This is a genomic window from Pseudocitrobacter sp. 73, from assembly GCF_008369545.1.
Taxonomy (GTDB): Bacteria; Pseudomonadota; Gammaproteobacteria; order Enterobacterales; family Enterobacteriaceae; genus Pseudocitrobacter; species Pseudocitrobacter vendiensis.
The window spans coordinates 73,105-98,329 of record NZ_VTZO01000008.1 but is presented as its reverse complement, the minus strand read 5'-3'; the positions used below and the strand labels follow the sequence as shown (position 1 = coordinate 98,329).

Genomic DNA, 25,225 nt, shown 5'->3' with positions numbered 1-25,225 from the left:
TCAGGCTCCGATCTTCTTAAAGGTGACAGGCACAATCTTTTCTGCGCTATAGCGCGCCGTACAGGCGGCAACATCAAAGCTGTTCGCTTTACAGCTAATTTCTGGCATTGGGAAGCGAGAACCATCGCTACAACGCGCCGTACCCCGGCTTTTAATCAGCAGTTCACCGTTCTGATGCAGCCCGGAGAACAGTGGCACCCGGCAGATAATGTTGTCGCCGTGTACCAGACGCGCCGTGCCTTTGTTGTTTTCAATCTGATAGCGCAACGATGGGGCATTTTTCATTTCAAGCAACAGCCGCCAGTTGCCATTCAGGAAACGTGTCGTTCCGGCGCGCAGTTGGTTGGGTTCCATCACCAGCGCATCTTTAGCAATGGGAGCCAGTACAATGTCTTTAACCGGGGCTGGTTGTTCCGTATGGCTGGCAAGCTGTAGGGGCAGTGTGCGGGTTAGTGTCGGCAATGTGGGGAAAATAACCGCCGTGGGTTGCGCCACGGCGGGCGTTGGCGCTGATGGCCAGAACAGCGTTGCAGCTATCGCAATCATGATCGCAGCCGCGAAGGGTAGCGCCCAACGCCAGCGTCCTTGCGCAGTGGCGGCACGGTGAATGATAGGGGCGGCGCTGGAAGCCGATTCCTGTTCGTAAAGCAGCGGAACATCCGCCTGAGCGAAGGCTACTATCGGTTCAGTGGGGGAGTCATCGACAGGAAGATGTTCAATGAGCGGCGCTGCCTCAGCGATACGCAGGCAAGCAAAAGCATCACTACGTGGGCTTTCGTTGAGATTAACAAATCCCCAGAAGCAAATAACGGGTTTGTCATTGACCAGAAAAAGATGGTTCTCGCCCGGGAACTGCAATGTGTTTTCCAGCAACGCGCCGAAGAGCTGTTGCGCAGGTTTACCTGATTGCTGACAGTTGCCGGAGAGTGTCCACACCGTTTGCTGGAGAGCGTCAAGATAGCGCAGGGCAGCGTCGCGCTGAGCCGCGCTGGCGGCGTTCCAGCTGACTACGCTGCCTTCAACAGGCGAATACCAGTCAACGCGATCGCCTTCATCATTTAACTGCGGAATCGCCAGGCTGTCACATACGGCGAATTTTTTACGCAGGCGAAGGGTTTCGCGCACCTGATTTGCCGAATCAAACACGGCTTGCCCGCCGCCACCCACCGCCTGAAAATCATCAAGATTTCCGCTGCGTAAGAGAATTTTTGCCACGTTATTGCCCTTTAGACTTCTTCACGGCATTACTTTACGCAATGGGATATGACAACAAACGCTGAATGAGAGGGCTAAAAGGGGCAATTCTCAGCGTATTGAACCTCGGCATCCTAAGTAAAATCCGCTGCGAAGTCGGTGGGAAATTAGCCAGTGCGGGTAACGCCACGCCGAGCTATTTCTCGGGGTGATAACAACTCAAAAAGTATTTGTAGTATGTTATGATCTAGCCTGCAAATTCATTTTTCAGGCACATTATGAACTATCGAGCAGATATTGTTGGGTTGAGAGGGGTTGCTGTTTTATTAGTCATTCTCTTTCATGCTGGAGTGACGCTTTTCCCGTCAGGTTTTGTGGGCGTTGATGTTTTCTTTGTGATATCCGGTTTTTTAATATCAGGCGTTATACAGACAGCCATTGTTAATAACACGTTCTCATTTAGCCAGTTTTATGCCCGACGTCTCTGGCGTTTGCAGCCAGCAATGCTCACAATGCTATTGTTGTCACTCCTGGTGGCATCAATTTTTTATTTGCCTGACGATTATGCCGACTTCCTGAAAAGTGGACGTAAAGTTATTCAGGCCACAGCAAATCAATATTTTGCTCATGAAACCACAGGGTACGCAGCGCCAGATGCAGATAAAATGTTGTTGCTGCACATGTGGTCATTATCAATTGAATGGCAATGGTATCTGTTTTTTCCTGTAATCTATACTGTTGGCGCAAGGTTTTTAAATAAGCAGAAGTTGTTTTTATTTGTCGGCTTATTTACCCTGGTCACCATTGCTTATTCACTGTTTTTCGGAATAAAGCATCCGGTTCAAACATACTATGCCTTTCTTTCTCGTGTGTTTGAGTTTATGTTGGGAGTATTGGCCTTTGAGATTTCTAACAAGAAAAACATCCTCAAGGCTCAGTGGCAGAAAATTGTTACAGTAGTAGCGCTGATAATTATTATTTTTGTTGCTACTCAAAATGATATCCTTAAGGCATATCCTAATTATTGGACATGGGCTGTTGCCATCAGTTCCGCCGTGTTACTTGCCTGGGGTGCAAAAGAAAAAGATACACTTTACACAAAATTAATTTCGTCTAAGCCGCTGGTTTATACCGGCGAAATATCTTACTCCCTGTATCTCTTTCATTGGCCGCTACTGGCTGCCCTGCATTATGTCGGTTATGAGAGTATGCCTGCCCGAGCATTGGCAGTGGCGTTAGCCTTTACGCTGGCATCTCTCACTTATTTTTATATCGAGATGCCGTATCGTAGGAGTAAGACCCCGTTATTAAAATCGCTTTTATTGCTGGTTATTGTTCCTTATTTGCTTGTTTATAGTATTTATACCATTGGAAAACATAACGACCAGTTCAGTGGTTTACGATTTGGTTCTGAAATGACAAGAGTCAATAAGACTCTCGCAGAATCACGTTTAAAACAACGAGAAGATTGCATGAATGTAAACGTGAAGGGTACGGATGCAAAATGTGTTGTTGGCGATAAAACATCAACGAATAGTGTTTTATTGATGGGGGACTCTCATTCCAATCAATACTGGAATTTCTTCGATCGCCTGGCGAAAGATGCCAATCTTGCAGTTGATATTAAATCGACCTCCTTGTGTCTCGCACTTCCCGGCATTTATCAATATGACTTTTGGAATTATCCGGGTATGGCCTACCAGCAATGCCACGATAATGTTAACGAATACTATAAGGCGATTGATTCAAAGAAATACAAGTTTGTCGTCATTTCCGAAGTATGGGAAAACTATGCCAGTTTTAATATTTACGAACATCCGGATGATAAAAAGTCACGTGATTTATCGATTGAACGCATCAACAAGGCTGCACGGGAGGGGATTAAGCGAATCATTGCCTCTGGCGCTACACCTGTCATAGTTAAATCTATGGCGCCAATGCCGGCAGGCTTTTTGACCTGTTTCTATGAGCACTTTAAAACACGCCGACCTTATTCAGCGAATGAGTGCAATCCGCATGCACAGGTAAATGATGCTCAGTGGTGGACAACTAAAATGTTTGACTCATTGCAGCAGGCGTTTCCACAACTCATCATCATTGATCCGAAAAAGGTACAGTGTGACGGTCAGCGTTGTGAGACTGAAATTGACGGTATTCCTTTGTACCGTGATGTCGGACATCTTAACGATTATGCGACCGGTATATTTGCTGAACGGTATCTCAAGAAGATGGGTAATCCATTGAAAAATAAATATTAAAATGCGAATGTGCGGTATAGGGTAAAATCTGCCGCGCATTGCCTCATTGGTACATTAACGCATTGATAGTTTGAAAGTTTATGCCTTATGGTTTCTGGTTATTTGCCAGTTCGCGCCCCCTGTGCTGTTATTAAACCCCATATAATAAAATCGAAAGGCTTATAACCATGTCTACAGGGAAAACACTTCTCGCGCTGGCGCTGAGTGCATTATTACCGACAAGCGCGGCGTGGTCCGCGAACAACGACACGCTGATTTACTGTTCAGAAGCGTCACCTGAATCTTTTAACCCGCAAATTGCCAGTTCCGGCCCGTCATTCGTCGCCAGTTCACAGGTGCTGTATAACCGTTTGATCAATTTTGATCCGGTGAAAAATACGCCGATACCGTCGCTGGCAACCGAGTGGAAAATTTCACCTGACGGGCTGACCTATACCTTTACCCTGCGTCAGGGGGTGAAATTCAACAGTAATAAATTCTTCAAACCTACCCGCGACTTTAACGCCGATGATGTGGTGTTTTCTGTCCTGCGTCAGAAAGACGCCGATCATCCGTACCATAATGTCTCGCAGGGCAGCTATGAATATTTCCACGATGTTGGCCTGGATTCGCTCATTAAAGAGGTGAAAAAGGTCGATGATTATCACGTTCAGTTTGTCCTTAATGAACCGAACGCCGCGTTTCTGGCTGACTGGGGAATGGATTTCGCATCGATACTGTCCGCTGAATATGCTGATGCAATGCTGAAAAAGGGCACCCCGGATAACGTCGATAACTGGCCGATTGGCACCGGGCCATATGCGTTGCAACAGTACAAAGTTGACTCGCTCATTCGCTACATCGCCAACCCGAACTATTGGGATGGCGAAGTGCCAACGAAACACCTTATTTTCTCTATCACGCCAAATGTTCAGACCCGTCTGGCAAAACTGCAAACCAACGAGTGCCAGATTATCCCGGCACCGTCGCCGGTCCAGTTTGCCGAAATTAACAAGAATAAAGATCTGACCCTGCATAAAGTTGATGCGCTGAACGTGGGTTATCTGGCATTTAACACTGAAAAGAAACCGTTTGATAATGTGCTGGTGCGTCAGGCGCTGAACTACGCTACCGACAAGCAGGCTATTATCAAGGCCGTATTTTTGGATTCTGGTACGGTCGCGAAGTCGCCGATCCCGCCGAATATGCTGGGCTTTGATAAAAATTTGAAGGACTACACATACGACCCGGAAAAAGCAAAAGCGCTGCTGAAACAGGCAGGGCTGGAGAAGGGCTTTGAAGCGACGTTATGGTCGATGCCGGTACAGCGGCCGTATAACCCAAATTCGCGGCGTATTGCGGAGATGATCCAAAGCGATTGGGCGAAAGTGGGCGTAAAAGCCAACATTGTGTCGTATGAGTGGGGCGAATATCTTTCAGGGATGCGCAAAGGCGAGCATGATACCGCGCTGTTTGGTTGGATGTCGGACAACGGCGATCCGGACAACTTCGCCGGCACGTTGCTGGGCTGCGGCAGTATTAAATCCGGCTCCAATGCCGCGCGCTGGTGTAATAAAGAGTATGATGGGGTCGTGAAAAAAGCACTGCTTGCCAGCGATCCTGCGAAACGTGCTGCGCTTTATGGTCAGGCGCAGGCGATTTACTTCCAGCAAGCACCGTGGATCGCGCTGGCGAACGGCAAAACGTTTTACGCTACGCGCAGTAATGTGACGGGGTACAGCGTCAGCCTGATGGGCAGTGATTTTTCGAAAACGAAAATCAATTAAGGAGTGTGTATGTCACATCTGGATGACGTCATTGCGCGGGTTGACGCCGCGATCGATGAGAGTGTGATCGCTCATATGAATGAACTGCTGGTGGTGCTCAGCGATGACGCCGAGCTTAACCGGGACGATCGCTATACGCAGCAGCAGCGCTTGCGTACAGCGATTGCGCATCATGGTCGTCAGCATAAAGAGGATGAGGAGGCGCGTCGCGACCAGCTCACCCGTAGCGGCACCATTCTGTAAGGCTCAAAACTGGCGTCTGGCTACCAGCCAGGCGCCGATCACCAGCATTATCGCGCCGCAGACCGGGCCGACAAGCGCTCGCCATGCAATCCCTTCACTTTTCACAATATCCATCACCAGCCCACCAATTAACTGGCTGGCGACCAGCACAGCAATAGTCGTCGCCGCGCCCACGTATTGATAGCCGCTGATACTGGCAAAAACAAAAAACGACCCCAGCAGGCCCGGAATCAATGTCCACCATTTTACCGCAGATACCAGCTCACTCGCGCCCGCCAGCCCGTACTTCACCAACAGAATACTGACAAACAGCACGATGCCGACCAGCGAATTCAGCAGCATGGCGATCAGAATAGTCGAGGAGCTCTGAGTGATGCGCACCATGAGCGTATTTTGAATCACCAGGCCAATGCCAGCGGCAACCAGAAACGCTAAGGTGAGGGTGCTGTTCATGCTTTTCCATCCGGATCGGTACGGGTATCGAGCTGTAGCTGCATGAAGGTGAGATCCAACCAGCGGCCAAATTTGGTGCCGACCTGGGGCATCTGCCCGGTGGTGATAAAACCTAAGGTTTCATGCAGATGTAAAGACGCCGAATTTTGCGCCTCAATACCCGCCACCATCACGTGCTTACCGCGACAACGCGCTTCTTCAATCAACGCTGTCAGCAGCGCGCGGCCAAGACCTTTTCCCTGGTGGTCCGGATGAACGTACACTGAATGCTCCACCGTATGGCGGAAGCCATCGAAAGCCCGCCAGTCGCCATAGGAAGCATAGCCGGTCACCACGCCGTTTTCTTCGCTCACCAGCACCGGGAAATGGGCAAACTGACGGGCTTCAAACCAGGCGACACGGTTGTCGGTATCCACGGTTTTGTCGTTCCAGATAGCCGCGGTATGCACGACGGCGTGGTTATAGATTTCGGCGATCGCCGCGCAATCTTCTTTCGTCGCAAAACGAATGCTCATAACTTGAACCTCAGAGGATGTTCACTATAGTATTACGATATGAATACTATTGAAGACAATTTAAATCAACGGATCGGTGCAAGAATTCGTATCGAACGTGAATCACGCGGATGGTCATTGAGCGACCTCACCGAGCGTGCGGGCGTCTCTCGCGGCATGATCCATAAAATCGAACGCGGCGAGAGCAGCCCGACGGCGACGCTGTTGGCACGTTTGTCTGGTGCTTTCGGTATTAGCATGTCGACTCTGATCGCGCGAGCCGAAATGCAGGAGGGCAAACTGCTGCGCTTTGCCGATCAGCCCGTCTGGCACGATCCGCAAACGGATTATTTACGTCGTCATGTTTCACCACGAAGCGATATGCCGATTGACCTCGTTCAAATTGAGCTACCTGCAGGGAGCGATATCCCAATGCCCGCCTCGGCTTATGCCCTGGCGCGGCAATTGATTTGGCTGACCAAAGGCGAGCTGGTTTTTGTCGAGGGCGATACGCGCCATGAGATGAAGGCGGGTGATTGCCTTGAACTGGGCCCGCCAAACGACTGCCGCTTTATTAATGAGACGAAAGAAGCCTGTACCTATTTGGTGGTCAGGCTTAACACGCCTCCAGCCTGATGCGCCGCATATTGTTAAACGTATAGTGTGAATCAACGCTACGCTCTTAACAGGTTTTCAAACAAAGGCACAGGTTATGACCAAAGACACATTACGTCAGCGTCGCTGGGTTCTGGCATCACGTCCGCACGGTGAGCCGGTGGCTGATAATTTCCGCTTCGAAGAGGGAAGTGTTCCTGACGTTGCAGAGGGCGAAGTGCTGCTTCGCACAATCTATCTTTCACTTGACCCCTACATGCGTGGCCGAATGAGTGATGCGCCGTCTTACTCACCGCCGGTCGAACTGGGGGCGGTGATGGTGGGCGGCACCGTCAGCCGTGTAGAGCAGTCGCGTCATCCGAACTTTAAAACAGGGGAATGGGTGCTGGGTTACAGCGGTTGGCAGGTTTATGACGTTTCCAACGGTGACGGGTTAGTGAAACTTGGCGAGGCGCCGGAACATCCTTCCTGGTCGCTCGGTATTCTCGGCATGCCGGGCTTTACTGCTTATATGGGGTTGCTCGATATTGGTAAGCCTAAGGCGGGTGAAACGCTGGTGGTGGCTGCCGCCACGGGCCCGGTTGGGGCAACTGTGGGGCAAATCGGTAAGCTCAAAGGCTGCCGCGTGGTGGGTGTGGCGGGTGGGCCTGAGAAATGCCGTCATGCGGTAGAGGTATTAGGATTTGATCTCTGTATCGATCACCGGGCGGAGGATTTTACTGAACAGCTCGCCAATGCGTGTCCGGCAGGGATTGACGTATACTACGAAAACGTCGGCGGTAAGGTCTTTGATGCCGTATTGCCGCTGCTGAATACCTCGGCACGTATACCAATTTGCGGTCTTGTGAGTGGCTATAACGCCACCGATCTTCCAGCCGGCCCGGACAGGTTGCCGCTGCTGATGGGCACCTTGTTGAAAAAACGGATCCGCATGCAGGGCTTTATTATTGGCCAGGACTATGGTCATCGGATTGGTGAGTTTCAGGAGGAGATGGGCCGCTGGGTACAGGAAGGAAAAATAAAATACCGTGAACAAATTATTGATGGCCTGGAGAATGCACCTGCGGCGTTAATCGGGTTGTTAAAAGGGGAAAATTTCGGCAAAGTCGTTATTAGTCTCGCCGACGATAAGTAAAGTGTGTAACGGCGTAGTCAATACGCCGTTTTTTTTCGTGCAAAAATATCATAAACCGCTTTAATATAGAGTAACAGAAGCGTTGATATAAAACGCTCAGCAAAAAGTATGATTTTTACGTAATTGTTCTTCTCGCCATCATCAGGAAATGCAACACCATCAGGTAGTCAATAACCGTATTTGATATATGGCCTTGTGCTGGGTCATGACGATGAGAGCGACCATTATTATGTTTGATTTTGCCAAAGCGCAAAGATTGAGTTTGACTCAACAGGTAGAACAAAATTTAAAAAATGCATTAATTATCGGTGCGCTAAAACCTGGCGCGCGTCTGGTGACGAAAGATATTGCCGAAAGTCAGGGGATTAGTATTACGCCTGTGCGAGAAGCCTTGTTGCGATTGGTCTCGTCTGGTGCGCTGTACGCGGCACCTGCGCAGGCTTTTTTAGTCCCTGAACTTAATCTACAGCGTTATAATGAAATTCAGATAATCCGTAAAAAGCTGGAAGGTATGGCGGCAGCGGCGGCATCTCAAAAGATGACCGCAGAAAGAGTAAGCCAATTGCAGCAATTAGTCGAAGCGTTTCACTCAATTAAAAGCAGCGGCGATATTGCTAAAACGTTACAGGCAAATTATCAGTTTCGTTTTTGTCTTTATGAGTTTGCTGAGATGCCAACACTCACTGCCCTAATTGAGCAGTTGTGGGTGCGTGTGGGGCCCAGTTTCAATTATTTATACCCGCATGCGGATGAGCAATTCTATCAACGTGAGTTTTATCGCTCATTACTATTGGCGTTAGCGAAAGGCGCACAGGCTGAAAGTTACGAGGCCATGTGTGAGATTATTGACGAAAGCGGGGTGCTATTGCAGCAGCAATACATTAATTAATTTCAGGTATTAATTAGTGTTGATTAATATTAATTATTCATTTTAGCGGATATTAAAAATCGTACTAAAGAACCCTCATCCCAACGGGACGAGGGGAGTGTTGTTTTTACTCGAAGGTCCAGCCCACGTTCAAGCCCACACCATAGTTACGCCCCGGTGCGGGCTCATAATAGCGGCCATTCGATTCGTTAACGATGACAGAACCAACATATTCACGGTCAAACAGGTTGTCCACGCGACCAAAGACGTCCATGTTCACCTTGCCTATGTTGAATTTATAGCCGGTGTTCAAACCGACAACCGTCCACGATGGCGCTTTGGCGGTATTTTCATCATTCGCCATGATATCGCTCAGATAACGAATATCGCCCCCTGCATACCAGCCGCTTTCTGGTTCATATCCCAGTGAGGCAAATCCCATATTACGCGCGATGCCCGGCATCCGGTTTCCGTTACAGTTAGTATCGTCGCAGACGTTGGTGCGATAGGTTGCATCCATATACGTCCACGCAGCTTTCGCGCGCCAGTTATCGGCAAAGCGTTGATCAAGCGACAATTCTGCACCCTGACGGCGTGTTTTACCGGCATTTTTATAGCTGGTGCGCCCGCCACTGCTGGCATCGGTGACAATCTCGTTGTCGGTGTTGGTCTGGAAGAGGGCAACCGAGAGCAACCCGTTGCCAATGCGGGTTTTACTGCCAATTTCAACGGTGTCATTGGTCGAGGGTTTAAGATCGAAATTCAAGCCGCTTTTCCCGTCTGAGCGATAAGATAGCTCGTTGATGGTTGGCGTTTCGAAACCGCGCCCGGCAGAAAGATAGACGTTCCACGCGTCGGTAATGGCGTACTTCAGAGAACCGGCTGGCAACCATTTGTGATAATTCGCATCGCCGCTGTCGTTGCCATTACGCGGGGTAACGTAGTGATCGTTAGAATCAAACCATACGGAGCTGTAGCGTACCCCGGCATCCAGACTCAGTTTATCCGTCAATTGCCACTGGGTTTGCAGATAGGGGTCAAGGTTCCACATCAGGTTACGTTCGTTGCGGCGTAAATCGCCTTTCTGACCGTACTCCGGCGTGCTGCCATTCATCACAAAGTTTTCATAACCTTTACGCTGTTCGCTCATGTTTTCGTAATCGAGCCCGGTGGTGAAAGTCACTGGCACCAGCAACTCACCCCGATGCGTCCAGCGAGTATCGATCCCCTGATAATGGCGGGTTAGTTCAATTACGCCACCGGCGTGAGTTGGATTAAGCTGCGGTGCGCGTGGGATCGACTGATACTGTGTGGTTTCGCGCTCGCCGGCATAAAGCATCATGCTCAGATCATCGTTTTCCGTTAGCTGACGATCGTAGCGTAGGCCCGCCTGAGTTTGCTTGATGGTTTTACGGGTGTGGTACTGCTCGGCGCGAGGTGACTGTTGCGGGTTATCGCGCCATTCGCTTTCGGTGAGACCGCCTGCATCATCGGCTTTAATATCGACGCTGTTAAACAGTAATGTCAGTTTGCTGGCGTCATCGATGCGTACACCCAGTTTGGCGTTGGCGAGATTTTTCTGTGCGCCGCTGCGATCGCGGTAACCATGCGTCGAAAAACGGCTGGTGGAGACGGTGTAATCGACGTCGCCTGCCTGCGTGCCGTCACCCACGGCACCGGAGGCTTTCAGGCCATATCGCCAGCTACCAAAACTGCCGTAATAGCTGCTGGCTTCAATAGTGCCTGGCTGCTGTCCGGTTTGCGTGTCGACGTTGATAACGCCGCCGGAAGAGTTACCGTACAGCGCCGAGAAGGGCCCTCGCAGGACATCGATGCTTTCGACGCTGTTGATATCAATATTAGAGGTTTGTCCCTGACCATCAGGCATCGTGGCAGGAATACCGTCAACGTAGAGACGCAGCCCGCGCACGCCAAATGTCGAACGCGCACCAAAGCCGCGAATCGACAGCTGAAGATCCTGCGCGTAGTTCTGGCGATTTTGCACTTGCAAACCCGGTACTGCGCCAAGGGACTCCGAGAGATTAACGCGCGGGGCGGCATGACGCATCTCCTCGCCATCGACCACGCTCACTGCGGCTGGAGTGTCCAGTTCTGACAAGGTTTGTGGAGCCGCGGTGACAATAATCGTTTGCTCATCGGCTGCCAAAAGGGCCGGCGAGAAAACGAGCGGTATGATAAGCGCCGGAAGCGATGCTGAATGTACATTTATGATTTTCATTAGAAACCCGAAAGACGAACCAAATGGAACATATCCTAATCATGTTAATACTTATGTAAACATATTGAAAACTTTAGTGGCACTTTGCGTTAAACATGATGTCGAAAGGTGAAATTTTTTGCCGGGGACAGGGAATTAAGGCTCCACTTTGCGTCAATTAATGATTACTATTCGCATCTATAAAACGTCGTGCAATGACGCGATGAAGTTAAGAAGCCTTGTGAAGCAGTAACATATTGGTCCATCAAAGGGAGTCGTCATGTCATTACGTCAATTGTCCGCACCGCGTCTGCGTCGTTCGTTATTACTGAGCACTCTGTTACTGGCGGGCAGCTTTAGCGCCCATGCCGCCGACGAGATGCTGCGCAAAGCGGTCGGCAAAGGGGCTTATGAAATGGCCTATAGCCAGCAGGAAAATGCGCTCTGGCTGGCTACATCACAGAGCCGTAAACTCGATAAAGGCGGCATCGTTTACCGTCTCGACCCGGTGACGCTGGAAGTTACTCAGATTATCCATAACGATTTAAAACCGTTTGGCGCCACGATTAATAACCAGACCCAGACCCTGTGGTTTGGCAATGCCACCAACAGCACTGTGACGGCGATTGACGCCAAAACGGGCGATGTGAAAGGCCGTCTGGTTCTTGATAACCGCAAACGCAGCGAAACCGTGCGCCCGCTGGCAACGCGTGAACTGGCTGTGGATGAGAAAACCAACACCGTTTACGTGACCGGGCTAGGTAAAGAGAGCGTTGTTTGGGCGATTGACGGCGAGAAACTGGCGCTGAAAGCGACCATCGAAAATACCGGTAAAATGGGCACTGGCCTGGCTGTGGATGCGGACAAGCAGCGTCTGTATGTGACCAACGGTGACGGTGAGCTGGTGACTATCGACACCGCGAGCAACAAAGTGCTGGAGCGTAAGAAACTTCAGGACGATGGCAAAGAACACTTCTATATCAACATCAGCCTGGATACCGCAGGTCAGCGTGCGTTTATCACCGACTCTAAAGCACCGCAGGTGCTGGCGGTTGACCTGAAATCTGGCAAAGTACTGGCGACTATCGATACGCCGGAATCCCTGGGCGTAATTTACAACCCAGCCCGTGATGAAGTTTACGTGACGCAACGTAAAGCGGGTACCGTGACGGTGATTGATGCGAAAACCTACAAGGTGACCAAAACCATCAAAACGCCAACCTTCCCGAACAGCCTGGCGCTTTCTGGCGACGGTAAGACGCTGTACGTTAGCGTGAAGCAGGAATCAACTCGCGAGAAAGAAGCAACACAGCCGGACGACGTGATTCGTATCGCGCTGTAATATAAAAAAAGCGGCTAATCAGCCGCTTTTTTTTATTCTCTTATACCAATTACGGCGCTGAGCGATGAATCTCATGCACGCGCTTACGTACGCCAAACCAACCCGCAACCAGCAGCACGGCAATCACCGGAATTGAGCCTATGGTGTAGGTACCGTTTGGATAGTCAAACGCCATCAGCACCAGCACGCTGAACAGGAACAGCAGCGTCAGCCAGGAGGTGAACGGTGCGCCCGGCAGCTTGAAGCTGATATCCGCCGCTTTACCTTCTTTAATGGCTTTGCGCAGACGCATCTGGCAGACCACGATAAAGGCCCAGGATGCAATAATCCCCAATGATGCCACATTCAGAACAATTTCAAACACCTGGGACGGCACCAGATAGTTCAGGAATACGCCAATGACATAGACGCCGAGCGTCGCCAGTATCCCCGCGTAAGGCACGTGCTGGCGGCTCATTTTGGACATAAACTTCGGTGCGGAACCGCCCATCGACATCGAACGTAGAATACGCCCGGTTGAATAGAGGCCGGAGTTCAGGCTGGAGAGCGCCGCCGTCAGGACCACTACGTTCATCACGTCGCCCATATACGGCACGCCAAGTTTTGAGAAGAAGGTGACAAACGGGCTCTGGCCGGCCTGATAAGCGTTCCACGGCAGCAGCAGCACCAGCAGCACAACCGAACCGACATAGAACAGGCCGATACGCCAGATAACGCTGTTGATCGCGCGCGGCACTGTGTTCTCAGGATCTTTCGCTTCACCGGCAGCGGTGCCGACCAGCTCAATCGACGCAAACGCAAAAACGACGCCCTGAACCAACACCAGCGCAGGCAGGAGACCATGCGGGAAGAAACCGCCATTATCGGTGATGAGGTGGAAACCGGTGGCGTTCCCGTCAAGCGGTTTGCCGCTACCGAGGAAAATCGTGCCGACAACCAGGAAGGCGACAATGGCCAGCACTTTCACCAGCGCGAACCAGAACTCCATTTCAGCAAACCATTTCACGCCGATCATGTTCATGGTGCCGACGATCGCCAGCGCGCCCAGCGCAAACACCCATTGCGGCACATCGCCAAACGCGCCCCAATAGTGCATATAGAGCGCGACGGCGGTGATGTCGACGATCCCGGTCATCGCCCAGTTGACGAAATACATCCAGCCTGCGACGTACGCGGCTTTTTCACCCAAAAATTCGCGGGCATAAGAAACGAAACTGCCGCTGGAAGGGCGGTGTAATACCAGCTCACCCAATGCGCGCAGTATAAAGAAAGAGAAGATCCCACACACCAGATAGACAATAGCCAGCGACGGCCCCGCCATCTGTAAACGTGCGCCCGCGCCGAGAAACAGGCCGGTACCAATCGCACCGCCGATAGCAATCATCTGGATCTGACGATTGCCCATCGCTTTGTGATAACCCTCTTCGTGGGAGTTCAGCCAACGGCGTTTCGCCGCGCGCTGCTCCTCGGTCGTATTGTGCTTTGTATTCATTAATTTTATTCCTGCTTACCTGTCTAAATCCTTCACGGATGTCCTGTTACCCCGCGCAATGACAAACGATTGCGTGGATAGCAAATTATGCTGTCTTTCTCACGTTTCTGATGCAGAGATAAGACAAACATGGCGCTGCATCCTACACAAAACGCCAAATTGACGCAAAATATAGATGATGGATCTGAGGTCCGCGAACAACGCGTCTAACGTCGATTCAGCAAATCTCACGATTTATGAATTCTGTTCATTGCTCCTTTCACATTTACCTGGCTAATACTTATCGCCCGTTTGCGTTACGGTAGTAAGCACAACGTAAGGAGAGTCAGATGAAAATTATTCGTAGTGGGTCGCTGCCGTCAGTGAAAGGCCCGGACAGTTGGTTTACCGGTACGGTCAGAATCGATGCGCCTTTTCAGGCTGAAGATCCCGCGAAAGTGGGTGGTGCAACGGTGACGTTTGAACCCGGCGCTCGTACCGCCTGGCATACCCACCCATTGGGCCAGACGTTAATTGTGACGCAGGGGCGCGGTTGGTTACAGGAGTGGGGGAAAGCCCCGGAAGTGTTAAATCAGGGGGATATCGCGTGGATACCACCGGAGGTAAAACACTGGCACGGCGCGTGTGCCGAAACGGCAATGACCCATATCGCTATAGCCGAAGCTGAAAACGGCAGCCCGGTCACCTGGCTTGAGCAGGTGACAGAGGAACAGTATAAAGAGTGTTAATGTTAGCCTGAGTTATTCAGATTACTGACAAAGTGCACTTTGTTCTTGCCGGATGCGGCGTAAACGCCTTATTCGGCCTACAAAATAAATGATATTCAATAAGTTGCAGGAATCCTGTAGGCCTGATAAGCGTAGCGCATCAGGCAATTTTGCGTTTGTATCACTCTCAAGCGAGCCATCCTACGCGTAGCTCGCTTTTTTATTTCCCTATCTTCTCTGAAATGAATGAATTCTGAATTTTTGCCTGTGGGTTTAAAGCCTGAGGGGAGAAGTATACTCTTCAGGCGCGCAGATAATCATAATCAGGGCGATAGCACACAAATATCCAATCAATGGACATGATTTGATGCGCAAATATTTTTCGTGCGTATGATTCGTAGTAATAAAAAGGATGATTATTAACAGCGGATGCTATTTTTCTTCGGTGAATGCCGGGAGGGCCTTCCTTCCAGGAAAGTATTTTGCTGTGATTAACCTAATGGATAGATAAAAAGGATATAGAGATGTTGAAACAAATGACGATCGCATCGGTGCTGATGACGACGGTAGTAATACCCTGTAGCGCGACGCGTACTGAGACCAAACAAAACGAAAATATCACCATTGGCACCCTGGGCCCGGATGAGGGAAATGACCTTGCGCATACGACGTGTATGCTGAGTCGTTCAGGAAAAACCGATGACGGGAATGTAGAATATCTGGAGGGTGCGCACTGCCCATTGGGTGCAAAAGAATGTGACTACTACGCCGTGATGAAGTTAAACGGTGTAGAAACAAGGCTAAAGCAAGTCATGTCAAGTGAACACTCGGCGATATATTCCAACGGCGATATCACTCTGAATACGCAACAAACACGAATTCACCCTGAAACAGCAGACGATGAGGGAAGTGATTATAAGTTTGTGATGGTGATTAAAATGAAAGATTTTGAGAAGCGGGTTGAGATGGAGGGGTATTGTGGGGTGTGAGTGTGTTTACAAATGAAGGTAATGCTTTGTTATTTTACAACTCCCCATGTATCTCATTGGATTTCCGCGAACATTTCACTGTCAGATGTAAGATTAGATCTGGTAGGCATTATAAGTTTTGGTGAAGAGGGGGATTGATCATCAAAAAACCGCCACTCCGGCGGAGTACAATCATACCGGAGCAGCGGGGGCGATGAATCGCCAGTTTCGGTTACGCCGCAGACGGCGTCAGGGTAATACGATCCAGTGGCCCGACAATAAACAAATAAGAAGCCAGGCCAATAAGCCCCATTGAGCCAACATACAGAATCGCATAATCAAAAGATTGGGTGTTCGCGAGGATTATGCCAATCACCAGTGGCGTCACAATGCTCGCGAGATTACCACACATATTGAAAACGCCGCCCGCAATACCTAACACCTCTTTGGGCGAGGTATCGCTTAAGACGCACCAGCCCAGATTACCGAATCCTTTGGCAAAGAAGGCCAGGCTCATGGCCGCAATCACCACGAATTCGGAAGACGTGTAGTTGGCGATAATAATGACGCACGAAAGCAGCATGCCGCAGATAACCGGGAATTTCCGCGCAGTCGTCAGGCTGTAACCGCGTTTAAGTAGCCAGTCTGAGAAGACACCACCCATTAATCCGCCGATGAACCCTGCGATCGCGGGGATGCTGGCAACAAACCCAACTTTTAGAATCGACATTCCCTTCGCCTGATACAAATAGGTCGGAAACCACGTCAGGAAAAACCAGGTAATGGATGTTACGCAGAACTGTCCAATGTAAACACCAATCATCATACGGTTTACGCAGACGCTTTTGATTTGCGACAGCGTCAGTTTGTGCTGCTCTTTCTTACTACCCAGAGTCGGCTCACCGCCGCCTTCGCGAATATAATCGAGTTCCTGCTGATTTACCTTTGGATGTTGCAGCGGATCTTTTACTTTTACCAACCAGAATATGCCCAGCAAAACGCCAATCGCGCCAATGTAATAGAAAACATAATGCCAGCTCAGGTTGTGCAAAATGATGGTCATCAACGGCGTAATAATACCCAACGAAATATACTGTGCCGCCTGATACACCGAGGTGACGAACCCGCGTTCATTGTTTGGGAACCACTGCACGCTTAACCGACTGTTTGCAGGGAAGGCTGGTGCTTCAATTGCACCCATCATTAAACGCAGCACCACCAGAACAATAAGTGGACTGGCATAAAGATAAATGGTGCCCTGAAACATCGTCACCAAAGACCAGCCGATTAATGCGCAACCGTACACCATACGTGAACCGTAGCGATCTAACAGCCAGCCGCCGGGCAGTTGCATAATGACGTAGGAAATTCCAAACACGGAAAAAGCGAGACCCATGGCCTCCGGGTCGAATCCCAGCTCTTTACTCATGATCGGCGCAACAACGGATAACGTTGCGCGATCGGCGTAATTAAATACAGTGGCTAAAAACAGAAATATCAGAATGCTGTAACGGACATTGGTACGTTTTATTATTGTATTCATCACCCACTCCTGTTTCAGGGTTGCGAGAGAATGGTATAGGGTAAGAGGGCGGGAGAACCCGCCCGAAGACTACGGACGTTTACCGAATTCGCAGGAGAGCTGCGTCCATCGACGGGCCTGCTCGCTGAGGCTGAAACCCAGGCCGTGGCGATCGGAAATCCACATCCGACCATCACGCAGTTCAAGTTGTTCATTAAACAGTGGATTCAGCCACTCGAAATGCTCCAGCCATGGCTCCAGTGGATAGGCCGCGGAAAGATGTAAATGCACTTCCATCGCGAAATGCGGTGCCAGCTTACGACCATGTTTGGCGGCGAGATCCATAATCTTCAGGAATGGAGAAATCCCACCAACGCGCGGCGCATCGGGCTGAACGAAGTCACTGGCGTTGCCCAAAATCAACTGTTCATGCTCGCGGAAACTGGTCAACATTTCACCGGTGGCGATTGGCGTATCCAGTGCGGCGGCGAGCTGCGCGTGGCCTTCCACGTCATAGGCATCGAGCGGCTCTTCAATCCAGATTAAATTGAATTGTTCCATTTTGCGGCCCATGCGAATGGCGGTTTCGCGATCCCATTGCTGGTTGGCATCGACCATGAGCGGAAAATCATCGCCCAGCGCTTCACGCACGGCGGTCAGGCGGCGAATATCCTCCGCGCAGTTTGGCTGACCGACTTTCAGCTTGATGCCGCCAATGCCGTTTTCGCGTGAAATGACCACGTTTTTAAGGACCTGATCCAGGGGCGTATGGAGGAAGCCGCCCGAGGTGTTGTAGCACTGCACTGAATCACGATGTGCGCCCAAAAGTTTCGCCAGTGGTAAACCCGCACGTTTCGCTTTCATATCCCACAGCGCAATATCGATAGGGGAGATAGCCTGAACGGCCATGCCACTTCGGCCAACGGATGCTCCGGCCCACAATAGTTTGGTGTAAATCTTATCGATATCATTGGGATCTTCGCCCAACAGGTTGTCGGCAATTTCTTTGGCATGCGCGTAAATACCCTGGCCGCCTGCGCGTTTGGAGTAGCTAAAGCCGACGCCCTCGAAACCATCGCGACTGCGAATTTCGGCGATAATGATTGCCACCTCGGTCAGCGGCTTCTGGCGCCCGGTAAGTACTTTTGCGTCGCTTACTGGGGTGGCGAGCGGCAAGAAGGCGAGAGAAAGCTTCACCCACTCAATACGGTCGCCGGTTTCTGCTGCTGTTTTACTGTTGGCCGCTTTCGCGTAGGTCACCGAATCGGAATTTGCGCTAAAGGTCATATCTGTCTCCTGATAATCAAATGTTTGCGCTAACATTTGTACCCTGGCCTATTTCAACAGACCAGGGGATTGATTTAAATCTGAACAAATGATCACAATTGCATGACTAAAAAGGCAATATAGTGTAGTGGATGTCACATTCCAGGTGGGTTTGGGGAACTGCACAATGAATAATGATATCGCTAACATTAGGTGATTGATATCATTCTCTAAGCAATTGTTTTTACTGAGTAAGCGTGGCGCTCGTCTGGTAATAGCGGGGAACATCATGAATAATACCTGTTCAACTTCATATCTGAGGCAGGACTAACCACATTGAAACGTCCCGAAACCCCTCGTGCGCCAACGCTCGAAGACGTCGCGCGTGCAGCCGGACTGTCTTCAATGACGGTCAGCCGGGCGCTCAACACGCCGCAACTGGTGAGGCCAAAAACGGTTGAAAAAGTGATGCAGGCGGTGCGTGCGACCGGGTATATCCCGAATGCACTTGCTGGTGGGCTGGCATCACGGCGTAGCAAACTCATTGCCGTTGTGGTGCCACAAATCAACAACAATATGTTTGTTGATACCATTCAATCCTTAAGCGATACCCTTGCCCAGCGTGGCTATCACATTCTGCTATGCGTAGCGGGTTATACGCAGCAAACGGAAGCTGAACTGGTGGCAACGCTGCTTTCTCGTCGTCCGGATGGTGTGGTGCTTACCGGAATCCATCACACCACGGAACTTAAAAAGGTGATTCTTAATGCCGCAATTCCGGTGGTAGAGATCTGGGATCTCACACCGACACCGCTGGATATGCTGGTGGGTTTTTCCCATGAAAAGGTTGGTCAGGCGACGGGGGAATATCTGATAAAAAAAGGTTACCGACGTCCTGGTTTGTTATGGACTGCCGATCGCCGCGCCGCTCAACGTAAGCATGGTCTGTGCGATGTTTTGAAACGTTATGACATCGACGAACCGCCGCAAATTGATGTGCCGCTTCCCGCTTCACTTGCGCTCGGGCGCAGCGGGCTTAGTCAGCTGTTGGGCGAAAGCGAATTCGATATTATTGTGTGTAGTTCTGACACCCTGGCGCAGGGGGCCATTATGGAGGCGGAATCTCGCGGGTTACGTGTGCCTCAGGATCTCGCAGTGATAGGCTTCGGCGATCTTGATTTTGCTGCGTTTAATCGTCCGGCAATCACCACGGTAAGCGTTGACCGACGCGGGATCGGTGAACATGCGGCGATACTGTTGGCCGATCGTATCGAGCATGTCACGCGCGATGAAACGATTCTGGATTTAGGGTTCGAACTCATTGAGCGAGAGTCGGCGTAGACATCGTTTATCATCACTTTCACCTGTTGCACTACACTTACCACTTCCCCCAAAAGTGGAGGCAGCATGATAACGCTCTACGGTGTACCGGGCTGGGGTTCCGCCATCAGCGAACTGATGCTGACACTCGCGAAAATTCCCTATACGTTTGTTGATGTTGAGGGTTTCGACCAGCCGGGGCCAAATCGGGCCTTACTCAAGGCGCGCAATCCGCTTTGTCAGGTGCCAACGCTGGAACTGGAAAATGGCGAAATCATGACCGAAACGGCGGCTATCGCCCTGATGATTCTCGATCGTTGCCCTGATCTTGCGCCGCCGATAGGGCGAGCTGAAAGGCAACAGTTTCAACGGTTGCTTATCTGGCTGGTCACCAATGTGTATCCCACTTTCACTTATGCTGATTATCCCGAACGTTGGGCAGCCGATGCCTCGGAGCAGTTAAAAGAAAACTGTATTGAATACCGCAAGTCACTTTATCGCTGGCTGGAAACACGGCTCCGCGCTCAGCCTTACGCGCTGGGCTGTGAGATCACATTACTTGATTGCTATATCGCGGTGATGGTGACATGGGGGCCGAGACGTCCGTGGTTTGAACTCAACACGCCAGGGTTGGTGTCGGTAGCCGAGGCCGTCTACCAGAGAGGCGATCTCCAGCAGGTGCTGCGTGATAATAAATTAATCTAAATCATAAACGCTTAAGCGAGAGTGAGGTTAAGGTAGATGCTCGCGTCATTGAGCAGCCTATTCATTCAGGACAGGATGTCACAACAATGGAATTATACCGTTCACTCTCTCTTGCCGTTATGCTACTGGCCGCCTTCAATGCGCAAAGCGAAACGGCAGTTCCTCAGGATGTTCAGCGATTTATCGATGAGGCTGAAATCTGTCAGCATTTGGCTGGAGAATGGGATCCGTCACTCCCGGAACAACAGCAGAAAGAGATAAAAGCTGGTGTCGACGAGCACTGTTCAAAGGCGGAGAAACAACTTCCGGCTTTACGCAGTAAGTACAGCGAAGATCAGGATATCCTGGCGATGATTTCAGGGTACTCGTTGTAATTTCTACCACCGCTTTTGCGGCTCTAAACGCACAATTTAACAACCCGCCCGCCGTACCTGTGGTAGCTTTAAACCTCTTATAATAAGGAGCCTGCTATGCCACACGTTGATATCAAAAGTTTTCCTCATGAACTGAACGCCGAAGAGACCGAAGCGCTGGCTGCGGATATTACCGAGGTGATCATCCGTCATCTGCACAGTAAAAACAGTTCCGTAAGTGTTGCCTGGACGCAGGTTCAGCCGGAAGCCTGGAAAGAAGTCTGGGACAGCCAGATTGGTCCGCACCTGAATGAGTTGATTAAAAAGCCGGGCTACAGCATGTAATGTTTCGCCGGGTGGCAGTGGCGACCCGGCAGCGTTATGACATTTACTCCAGCGCGCGTACCAGCTTCCCGCTGGTGACGAACGTTCCCGCCCCAAGGTGATGCAGCGTATTACGCTTGTCATCGTCAAACAGCCAGCGCCCTTCGATAAATGCGTTACCATCAGCGGCGGCAGAGACAACTTCGCCAAATAATGTGTCGTATCTTTCGGCGGCATTGATTTCCGGCAGCAGGCGACACTCCATCCACGCCAGACACTTCTCCTCAATCATGGGCAATCCCAGGACCGGGCCGTTAACGGTCGGGATGCCGTAGCTGTTAAATTTATCCTCATCGCGCCCGGACGTGCTGCCAACGGCATAAGTCCAGTTGGTCGCGGCAACTCCCGGCACCACGATGCCAAAGGTGCCGTTACGTTCGATAAGCTCGCGTGACCATGCACTTTTATCCACCACGATAGCAATACGCGGCGGATCAAACTCCACAGGCATCGACCACGCTGCTGCCATCACATTGCGACGGCCACTTTTTTCGTCCTTACTGGTGATAAGGATCGTCGGGCCATGATTCAGTAAACGGCTGGCATGTCTTAACTCAACAGGGCGGAAATGGCTCATAGGGTGTCCAATAAACGGTTATACATCATAATAGTAATGGCGTATCTCCCGCATAAAGCAAGTGCATACCGGGTGAATCGCCACTGTCGATAAAAAGTGGCTCAATTCCATCGAAGTGACGCAGAGCACCGCACAAAAACGCCAATAGAGAGGTAAAAATGGGTTATAAGTACTGCACTGAATGATAAGGAATAACTTATGACGCCATTTTTGCACGCTTATTTTTCCCGAGTTGGCTGGGAAGGAACCCCTGAAACCACCGTCGAGACGCTGCGTAAACTGCATCTGCTGCATAACTGCGCCATTCCTTTTGAAAACATTGACGTTCTGCTGCCGCGTGAAATGCAGTTGGACGATCAATCATTACAGGACAAACTGATTACCGCCCGCCGTGGCGGGTATTGCTTTGAGCAGAATGGTCTGCTGGAACGTGCGCTGCATGAACTCGGCTTTACTGTTCGCAGCCTGCTTGGGCGTGTCGTACTGGCAAATCCACCGCAGCTTCCTCCGAGAACGCATCGCTTATTGCTGGTTGATGTGGAAGGCGAGCGCTGGATTGCCGATGTGGGTTTCGGCGGCCAGACTTTAACCGCGCCGATTCGTTTGCAAGCCGACCTTGAGCAAGTCACGCCTCACGGTGATTATCGTTTGTTGCGCGAAGGTGTTAACTGGACACTCCAGTTCCGCCATCATGAACACTGGCAGTCAATGTATATTTTCACGCTGGATAAACAGTATTTTGCCGATCATGTCATGGGCAATTTCTGGTCCGCACACTGGCCGCAGTCGCATTTCCGTCACCATCTGCTGATGTGCCGCCACCTGCCTGAGGGCGGGAAACTCACCTTAACCAATTTCAGTTTCACCCATTGGGATAAGGGGCACGTGGTTGAGAAAACGCGGCTTGCCGATGTCTCCGCGCTTTATGAAACGCTAGAAACTCGATTTGGTCTGGGTGTGGACGACCCGCGTCATGGATTTAGTGAAGCCGAGCTGGCGGCGGTGATGGCGGCGTTTGATACGCATCCGGAGGCCGGGAAGTAGGGGTTATGCGGCTTCTCCTCGCGGAGTCTGGCGTACCGCGCCCGGCGCTTTTCCGGTGATACGCTTAAACGCGCGGCTGAACGCAGCGAGTGAACTGTAGCCAAGCCGAAAAGCAACTTGCTCCAGGGCAACGCCCTCATTGGCGATAAACTGTATTGCCAGCCGCATCCGCAGTTCTGTCAGATAGCGGGCGGGCGTTATTCCGGTAGCGGCCAGAAAGCGCTCGGCAAAAATTGAGCGTGAAATGCCTGCTTCCCGCGCCAAATCTTCTACTTTCCAGTTGTTACCCGGCTGCGTATGCATCGCATGGATCGCGCGCCCCAGCTTCGGATCGCGCAGCACCTGCACCCACCCGGTTGCACTTCCGCAGCCGCTTTCCACCCAACCGCGCACGATAAGCGCGGCCACCACATCGGCAAGACGCGCAAGGATGCCGGCGTATCCCGCCTGACGTGTCAGGGACTCGCGCTCCATAGCGATGAGTAAGGGGTGAATTTCCGGCCATGTCGACAGCAGGCGGCTTACCAGCATCACTTCCGGCATGGCTTTTACCAGCGGTTGCATGCCGCCAAGTTCAAAATCCATGCAGCCGCTGAAGATAATCGCGCTTTCATCCGCCGCCGTTTCACAGCCATTTTTGACACAGCATACGGTGGAGCAGACGGGTGTTGTCGGCAGATCCAGAACATTCATTGATGTGGCGCGGTCATCTGAGAGCAGGAAATGACCGGAACCATTCGGAATAAACATCGCATCGCCGCTTTCCAGATTTAACTGTTGCCCGCTTGCCGTGCGTAGCAGCACCGGGCCACGACTGATGAAATGAAATTGTGCTTTCCCCGCGACGGCGCTGAACTCTACGCCAAACGGTCGGCCGCTCTCAATACGGCGGTAGCTCACGCCTGAGAGCCGCATGCCTGCCAGCAGTTCGCTGGTGAGGTCGAGATGCTGAAGCGTCATAACACCACTCCCGGACGAATTATCAAGAGTAAAGGGGTTTCCATCATAGATCGTCTGATGAGGATTTCCTAATCTTGTCGAAAATTTGTTAATTATTCTGGAGAGATGTTTATGAGCACATGCATTGCAGCGGAAACCGGTCTGGACAAAACCAAACCGGCCTGGCGGGCGGTCTATGCACTGGCGCTGGGTGTCTTTGGCTTGATCGTGGCGGAGTTTCTACCTGCCAGCCTATTGACGCCCATGGCGGCAAGCCTGAACGTGAGCGAGGGGATGGCCGGGCAAGCGGTGACGGCCACCGCCTTAATTGCGCTGGTAACGGGGTTATTGATCACGCCTGCGACTAAAAATATCGATCGCCGCTGGGTGTTAATGTTCTTCTCTGTTTTACAGATTATCTCCAGCCTGATGGTGGCCTTTGCTCCGTCGCTTAACGTTTTGTTATTAGGTCGTTTGCTGCTGGGGATTGCGATTGGGGGCTTCTGGTCAATGTCGACAGCGACCGCGATGCGGCTGGTACCGGCAGCGATGGTACCGAAGGCATTGGCGATCATTTTCAGTGCAGTTTCTATCGCTACCGTCGTAGCAGCACCGCTGGGCAGCTACCTTGGCGGACTCATTGGCTGGCGTAATGTATTCATTCTCTGTGCGGCCCCGAGCGTTGTGGCGCTGTTCTGGCAACTTTGGGTGTTGCCCTCAATGCGTCCGCAAAGCGTGGGCAGCTTTGCCACGCTGTTTAAGGTGTTGGCTCGCCCCGGTATGTTAGGCGGAATGTTTGCCACTATTTTAATTTTTAGCGGTCATTTTGCCTTTTTCACCTATCTACGGCCGTTTCTGGAAACTGTAGCGCAAACCAGCGTGGAGGGTGTTTCGCTGATCTTACTTGGTTTCGGTGTTGCTAACTTTATTGGGACATCCGTGGCCGGTTATCTGCTGAGCCGCAACTTACATTTAACGCTGGCACTGGTACCGTTTGTGATGAGCTTCCTGGCTCTGCTGATGGTGATATTTGGTCATATGGTATTACTCGACGCACTGCTGGTGGCAATGTGGGGCTTTGCGTTCGGCCTGGTGCCGGTAGGCTGGTCGACGTGGCTGGCCACGACTATTCCCGATGAAGCCGAGAGCGCAGGAGGATTACTGGTGGCCTCCATTCAACTGGCGATTAGCGCGGGCGCGGCGGGCGGTGGCCTGGTGTTTGATCTTAACGGCGCCAGCGGGGTATTTCTGGGGAGTGGGGTATTACTGTTGAGCGCGATGGTGATTGTCTTTGCACGGGTAAGAGTGAACGCGGTAGCGAAATAAGCGTGCGATTACAAAAAACAGGCCCGGTAAGCGTAA

At 51.1% G+C, this 25,225-nt stretch carries 24 protein-coding genes; 15 read left to right on the top strand and 9 right to left on the bottom strand.

Going from position 1 to position 25,225, the window contains the following annotated elements; translation table 11 throughout:
• A complete protein-coding gene (locus tag F0Q32_RS07695) occupies positions 1-1,215 on the bottom strand; it encodes an SrfA family protein (protein ID WP_149462573.1) in 1,215 nt (404 codons plus the stop codon).
• 257 nt (positions 1,216-1,472) lie between these two features.
• Between F0Q32_RS07695 and F0Q32_RS07690 the strand changes: the two genes are divergently transcribed.
• The 3 genes from F0Q32_RS07690 (at position 1,473) to F0Q32_RS07680 (ending at position 5,461) form a co-directional block, all read left to right on the top strand.
• The gene (locus F0Q32_RS07690; protein WP_149462572.1) at positions 1,473-3,452 is read left to right on the top strand and encodes an acyltransferase family protein; all 1,980 of its coding nucleotides are present in this window, start codon (positions 1,473-1,475) and stop codon (positions 3,450-3,452) included.
• A 167-nt stretch (positions 3,453-3,619) separates the two neighbouring features.
• The gene (locus F0Q32_RS07685) at positions 3,620-5,218 is read left to right on the top strand and encodes an ABC transporter substrate-binding protein (protein WP_149462571.1); all 1,599 of its coding nucleotides are present in this window, start codon (positions 3,620-3,622) and stop codon (positions 5,216-5,218) included.
• A 9-nt stretch (positions 5,219-5,227) separates the two neighbouring features.
• The gene (locus F0Q32_RS07680; protein WP_149462570.1) at positions 5,228-5,461 is read left to right on the top strand and encodes a YdcY family protein; all 234 of its coding nucleotides are present in this window, start codon (positions 5,228-5,230) and stop codon (positions 5,459-5,461) included.
• A 3-nt stretch (positions 5,462-5,464) separates the two neighbouring features.
• On the opposite strand, the gene F0Q32_RS07675 is transcribed toward F0Q32_RS07680, so the two are convergent.
• On the bottom strand, positions 5,465-5,914 hold the full coding sequence (locus F0Q32_RS07675; protein ID WP_149462569.1) for a DMT family transporter: 450 nt from the start codon (positions 5,912-5,914) through the stop codon (positions 5,465-5,467).
• The gene (locus tag F0Q32_RS07670) at positions 5,911-6,429 is read right to left on the bottom strand and encodes a GNAT family N-acetyltransferase (protein WP_149462568.1); all 519 of its coding nucleotides are present in this window, start codon (positions 6,427-6,429) and stop codon (positions 5,911-5,913) included. Before F0Q32_RS07670 ends, F0Q32_RS07675 begins: the two co-directional genes overlap by 4 nt.
• Before the next feature lie 39 nt (positions 6,430-6,468).
• Here F0Q32_RS07670 and F0Q32_RS07665 point away from each other — a divergent pair, with 39 nt between their 5' ends.
• The 3 genes from F0Q32_RS07665 (at position 6,469) to F0Q32_RS07655 (ending at position 9,047) form a co-directional block, all read left to right on the top strand.
• Positions 6,469-7,044: an XRE family transcriptional regulator gene (locus F0Q32_RS07665; protein WP_149462567.1), complete on the top strand. Its 576-nt coding sequence runs from the start codon at positions 6,469-6,471 to the stop codon at positions 7,042-7,044.
• A 76-nt stretch (positions 7,045-7,120) separates the two neighbouring features.
• Positions 7,121-8,158: an NADP-dependent oxidoreductase gene (locus F0Q32_RS07660; protein ID WP_149462566.1), complete on the top strand. Its 1,038-nt coding sequence runs from the start codon at positions 7,121-7,123 to the stop codon at positions 8,156-8,158.
• Between the two features lie 229 nt (positions 8,159-8,387).
• Positions 8,388-9,047, top strand: a complete 660-nt coding sequence (locus F0Q32_RS07655) for a GntR family transcriptional regulator (RefSeq protein ID WP_149462865.1) — start codon at positions 8,388-8,390, stop codon at positions 9,045-9,047.
• 106 nt (positions 9,048-9,153) lie between these two features.
• Here F0Q32_RS07655 and pqqU read toward each other — a convergent pair whose 3' ends face one another.
• Positions 9,154-11,265, bottom strand: coding sequence for a TonB-dependent receptor PqqU (pqqU, locus tag F0Q32_RS07650; RefSeq protein WP_149462565.1), 2,112 nt, complete (start codon positions 11,263-11,265; stop codon positions 9,154-9,156).
• A gap of 259 nt (positions 11,266-11,524) precedes the next feature.
• On the opposite strand from pqqU, the gene F0Q32_RS07645 reads away from it, so the two are divergent.
• Positions 11,525-12,586 (top strand): YncE family protein, encoded by a 1,062-nt coding sequence (locus tag F0Q32_RS07645; RefSeq protein WP_149462564.1) that lies wholly within the window; start codon positions 11,525-11,527, stop codon positions 12,584-12,586.
• Positions 12,587-12,635: 49 nt separating this feature from the next.
• Here F0Q32_RS07645 and ansP read toward each other — a convergent pair whose 3' ends face one another.
• Positions 12,636-14,078: an L-asparagine permease gene (gene ansP / locus F0Q32_RS07640; protein WP_149462563.1), complete on the bottom strand. Its 1,443-nt coding sequence runs from the start codon at positions 14,076-14,078 to the stop codon at positions 12,636-12,638.
• Positions 14,079-14,407: 329 nt separating this feature from the next.
• On the opposite strand from ansP, the gene F0Q32_RS07635 reads away from it, so the two are divergent.
• The gene (locus F0Q32_RS07635; protein ID WP_149462562.1) at positions 14,408-14,806 is read left to right on the top strand and encodes a cupin domain-containing protein; all 399 of its coding nucleotides are present in this window, start codon (positions 14,408-14,410) and stop codon (positions 14,804-14,806) included.
• Positions 14,807-15,309: 503 nt separating this feature from the next.
• Positions 15,310-15,774: an adhesin gene (locus F0Q32_RS07630; RefSeq protein ID WP_149462561.1), complete on the top strand. Its 465-nt coding sequence runs from the start codon at positions 15,310-15,312 to the stop codon at positions 15,772-15,774.
• 211 nt (positions 15,775-15,985) lie between these two features.
• On the opposite strand, the gene F0Q32_RS07625 is transcribed toward F0Q32_RS07630, so the two are convergent.
• Both F0Q32_RS07625 and F0Q32_RS07620 read right to left on the bottom strand, forming a co-directional pair.
• A complete protein-coding gene (locus tag F0Q32_RS07625) occupies positions 15,986-17,296 on the bottom strand; it encodes an MFS transporter (RefSeq protein WP_149462560.1) in 1,311 nt (436 codons plus the stop codon).
• 69 nt (positions 17,297-17,365) lie between these two features.
• A complete protein-coding gene (locus tag F0Q32_RS07620) occupies positions 17,366-18,562 on the bottom strand; it encodes an L-talarate/galactarate dehydratase (RefSeq protein WP_149462559.1) in 1,197 nt (398 codons plus the stop codon).
• A 315-nt stretch (positions 18,563-18,877) separates the two neighbouring features.
• On the opposite strand from F0Q32_RS07620, the gene F0Q32_RS07615 reads away from it, so the two are divergent.
• From F0Q32_RS07615 to pptA, 4 genes are all read left to right on the top strand, one after another.
• Positions 18,878-19,882, top strand: coding sequence for a LacI family DNA-binding transcriptional regulator (locus F0Q32_RS07615; protein ID WP_149462558.1), 1,005 nt, complete (start codon positions 18,878-18,880; stop codon positions 19,880-19,882).
• Positions 19,883-19,948: 66 nt separating this feature from the next.
• The gene (locus tag F0Q32_RS07610) at positions 19,949-20,566 is read left to right on the top strand and encodes a glutathione S-transferase family protein (protein ID WP_149462557.1); all 618 of its coding nucleotides are present in this window, start codon (positions 19,949-19,951) and stop codon (positions 20,564-20,566) included.
• Between the two features lie 86 nt (positions 20,567-20,652).
• Positions 20,653-20,940, top strand: coding sequence for a hypothetical protein (locus F0Q32_RS07605; RefSeq protein ID WP_149462556.1), 288 nt, complete (start codon positions 20,653-20,655; stop codon positions 20,938-20,940).
• Positions 20,941-21,036: 96 nt separating this feature from the next.
• A complete protein-coding gene (gene pptA, locus F0Q32_RS07600) occupies positions 21,037-21,264 on the top strand; it encodes a tautomerase PptA (protein ID WP_149462555.1) in 228 nt (75 codons plus the stop codon).
• 43 nt (positions 21,265-21,307) lie between these two features.
• On the opposite strand, the gene F0Q32_RS07595 is transcribed toward pptA, so the two are convergent.
• Complete coding sequence (locus F0Q32_RS07595; protein WP_149462554.1) at positions 21,308-21,880, bottom strand: flavin reductase family protein; 573 nt, start codon at positions 21,878-21,880, stop codon at positions 21,308-21,310.
• 198 nt (positions 21,881-22,078) lie between these two features.
• On the opposite strand from F0Q32_RS07595, the gene nhoA reads away from it, so the two are divergent.
• Complete coding sequence (gene nhoA, locus F0Q32_RS07590; RefSeq protein ID WP_149462553.1) at positions 22,079-22,924, top strand: N-hydroxyarylamine O-acetyltransferase; 846 nt, start codon at positions 22,079-22,081, stop codon at positions 22,922-22,924.
• 3 nt (positions 22,925-22,927) lie between these two features.
• Here nhoA and F0Q32_RS07585 read toward each other — a convergent pair whose 3' ends face one another.
• The gene (locus F0Q32_RS07585) at positions 22,928-23,884 is read right to left on the bottom strand and encodes an AraC family transcriptional regulator (RefSeq protein ID WP_149462552.1); all 957 of its coding nucleotides are present in this window, start codon (positions 23,882-23,884) and stop codon (positions 22,928-22,930) included.
• 111 nt (positions 23,885-23,995) lie between these two features.
• Between F0Q32_RS07585 and F0Q32_RS07580 the strand changes: the two genes are divergently transcribed.
• The gene (locus F0Q32_RS07580; protein WP_149462551.1) at positions 23,996-25,189 is read left to right on the top strand and encodes an MFS transporter; all 1,194 of its coding nucleotides are present in this window, start codon (positions 23,996-23,998) and stop codon (positions 25,187-25,189) included.
• Positions 25,190-25,225: the final 36 nt, after the last annotated feature.

Bases quoted from the DNA above. Each gene is read 5' to 3' on its own strand.
- F0Q32_RS07680 (WP_149462570.1), top strand. From the start codon at position 5,228: ATGTCACATCTGGATGACGTCATTGCGCGGGTTGACGCCGCGATCGAT.
- F0Q32_RS07630 (WP_149462561.1), top strand. From the start codon at position 15,310: ATGTTGAAACAAATGACGATCGCATCGGTGCTGATGACGACGGTAGTA.
- F0Q32_RS07605 (WP_149462556.1), top strand. From the start codon at position 20,653: ATGGAATTATACCGTTCACTCTCTCTTGCCGTTATGCTACTGGCCGCC.
- F0Q32_RS07595 (WP_149462554.1), bottom strand. From the start codon at position 21,880: ATGAGCCATTTCCGCCCTGTTGAGTTAAGACATGCCAGCCGTTTACTG.
- F0Q32_RS07685 (WP_149462571.1), top strand. From the start codon at position 3,620: ATGTCTACAGGGAAAACACTTCTCGCGCTGGCGCTGAGTGCATTATTA.
- F0Q32_RS07665 (WP_149462567.1), top strand. From the start codon at position 6,469: ATGAATACTATTGAAGACAATTTAAATCAACGGATCGGTGCAAGAATT.
- F0Q32_RS07660 (WP_149462566.1), top strand. From the start codon at position 7,121: ATGACCAAAGACACATTACGTCAGCGTCGCTGGGTTCTGGCATCACGT.
- F0Q32_RS07645 (WP_149462564.1), top strand. From the start codon at position 11,525: ATGTCATTACGTCAATTGTCCGCACCGCGTCTGCGTCGTTCGTTATTA.
- F0Q32_RS07585 (WP_149462552.1), bottom strand. From the start codon at position 23,884: ATGACGCTTCAGCATCTCGACCTCACCAGCGAACTGCTGGCAGGCATG.
- pptA (WP_149462555.1), top strand. From the start codon at position 21,037: ATGCCACACGTTGATATCAAAAGTTTTCCTCATGAACTGAACGCCGAA.
- F0Q32_RS07625 (WP_149462560.1), bottom strand. From the start codon at position 17,296: ATGAATACAATAATAAAACGTACCAATGTCCGTTACAGCATTCTGATA.
- F0Q32_RS07675 (WP_149462569.1), bottom strand. From the start codon at position 5,914: ATGAACAGCACCCTCACCTTAGCGTTTCTGGTTGCCGCTGGCATTGGC.
- ansP (WP_149462563.1), bottom strand. From the start codon at position 14,078: ATGAATACAAAGCACAATACGACCGAGGAGCAGCGCGCGGCGAAACGC.
- F0Q32_RS07670 (WP_149462568.1), bottom strand. From the start codon at position 6,429: ATGAGCATTCGTTTTGCGACGAAAGAAGATTGCGCGGCGATCGCCGAA.
- F0Q32_RS07655 (WP_149462865.1), top strand. From the start codon at position 8,388: ATGTTTGATTTTGCCAAAGCGCAAAGATTGAGTTTGACTCAACAGGTA.
- F0Q32_RS07580 (WP_149462551.1), top strand. From the start codon at position 23,996: ATGAGCACATGCATTGCAGCGGAAACCGGTCTGGACAAAACCAAACCG.
- F0Q32_RS07610 (WP_149462557.1), top strand. From the start codon at position 19,949: ATGATAACGCTCTACGGTGTACCGGGCTGGGGTTCCGCCATCAGCGAA.
- nhoA (WP_149462553.1), top strand. From the start codon at position 22,079: ATGACGCCATTTTTGCACGCTTATTTTTCCCGAGTTGGCTGGGAAGGA.
- F0Q32_RS07690 (WP_149462572.1), top strand. From the start codon at position 1,473: ATGAACTATCGAGCAGATATTGTTGGGTTGAGAGGGGTTGCTGTTTTA.
- F0Q32_RS07620 (WP_149462559.1), bottom strand. From the start codon at position 18,562: ATGACCTTTAGCGCAAATTCCGATTCGGTGACCTACGCGAAAGCGGCC.
- F0Q32_RS07635 (WP_149462562.1), top strand. From the start codon at position 14,408: ATGAAAATTATTCGTAGTGGGTCGCTGCCGTCAGTGAAAGGCCCGGAC.
- pqqU (WP_149462565.1), bottom strand. From the start codon at position 11,265: ATGAAAATCATAAATGTACATTCAGCATCGCTTCCGGCGCTTATCATA.